Origin of the sequence: Robiginitalea sp., from assembly GCF_049588695.1 — a bacterium.
Taxonomy (GTDB): Bacteria; Bacteroidota; Bacteroidia; order Flavobacteriales; family Flavobacteriaceae; genus Robiginitalea.
In genome coordinates, this window is record NZ_JBAVZJ010000067.1 from 1 (window position 1) to 1577 (window position 1577).

The window sequence follows — 1577 nt, forward strand, 5'->3', positions numbered from 1 at the left end:
GAAAAGTAGCCCCACCTATCGATGTATACGACGCAGCCGCCTGGAGTGCGGAGACCCCACTTTCGGAACGCTCGATAGCCGAAAACGGCTCGGCCCAAATTTTTCCCGATTTCACCAGGGGGCGTTGGATGAACCGCACTCCTTATGAGTGGATTACGGACACCTGGTAACGGGTTCTAAAACTGATTTTTATCATGTACTACCCGGCTGCTGGGGATTAGATTTGTAAGAAACAGCTAAGGTATGTGCGATTTGGTTGCCAAATACAATGTTCCGGGCCCCCGGTATACGAGTTATCCGACCGTCCCGTACTGGGACGTGCCGGCTTTTTCCGGGAAAGCCTGGAAAGAAAGTGTTTCCCGCGCTTTTGCAGAAAGCAATAAGAAAACCGGGATCAGCCTGTATATTCACCTGCCTTTCTGTGAGAGCATGTGTACTTTCTGCGGTTGCCACAAGCGGATTACCCGCCGGCATTCGGTAGAAACACCCTATATCAGTGCGCTGTTAAAGGAATGGGAGCTCTATCGGAATCTCTTTGGCAAGCGACCGGTCATACGCGAATTACACCTCGGGGGGGGAACCCCTACCTTCTTTTCCCCTGAAAACCTTAAAGTGCTTCTGGATGGTATCTTCAGATTCGCAGACCGGGCAGAGGACTGGGAATATAGTTTTGAAGGTCACCCCGCCAATACGACCCGTGAACACTTAAGGGTACTTTATCAGGCCGGGTTCCGAAGGGTATCATACGGGGTACAGGATTACAACGAGACGGTCCAAAAAGCCATCCACCGTATCCAGACGTATGAGCAAGTGGCAGAGGTCACGCGGATTTCCCGGGAAGAGGGTTTTACCTCCGTAGGCCACGACATCATTTACGGCTTGCCCTTCCAGAGGGTAGACCATGTAGTGGAAACCCTGAAAAAAACAGCTGAGATACGCCCAGATCGCCTGGCATTTTATAGCTAGGCCCATGTGCCGTGGTTAAAAGGAAACGGACAGCGGGGATTTCAGGATTCAGACGTGCCAACGCCCGATGAAAAGCGCCGGCAGTACGAGCTGGGTAAAGAAATTCTCGGCGGAGCGGGTTATAAGGAGATCGGGATGGACCACTACGCCCTCGAAACCGATGGTCTCTACCAGTCTATGGTCAATGGGGGCCTGCACCGTAATTTTATGGGGTATACGGTTTCCCATACCCAGATGATGATCGGCCTGGGCGTATCCAGTATCAGCGATAGTTGGTATGGATTCGCACAGAATGTAAAGAATATAGAAGAATACGAACACCTGGTGTCCTCAGGGATTATCCCGGTGTTTCGCGGACACCTGCTCAGCGAAGAAGATCAGCTGATCCGCAGGCACATCCTGGATTTGATGTGTCGTTTTGAGACTCGATGGGATAAAGGCCTTTCCACAGACCGTGTTGCTGAAATCCGGGAGCGACTTAAAGAACCCGAAGCCGATGGCCTGGTGGTCCTGAATCCGGAAACGGTTCAGGTTACCGAGAGTGGCCGCGTCTTTATCCGCAACATCTGTATGGCCTTTGATCTGCATTTGCACAATAAAGTGCCCGAAAC

Annotated in this window: 1 pseudogene; it reads left to right on the forward strand. The window is 51.7% G+C overall.

The annotated features are described in order from the left end of the window. Nucleotides 1–243: 243 nt before the first annotated feature. Nucleotides 244–1577, forward strand: a pseudogene (gene hemN / locus WBV75_RS01405) (oxygen-independent coproporphyrinogen III oxidase); the annotation flags it as partial.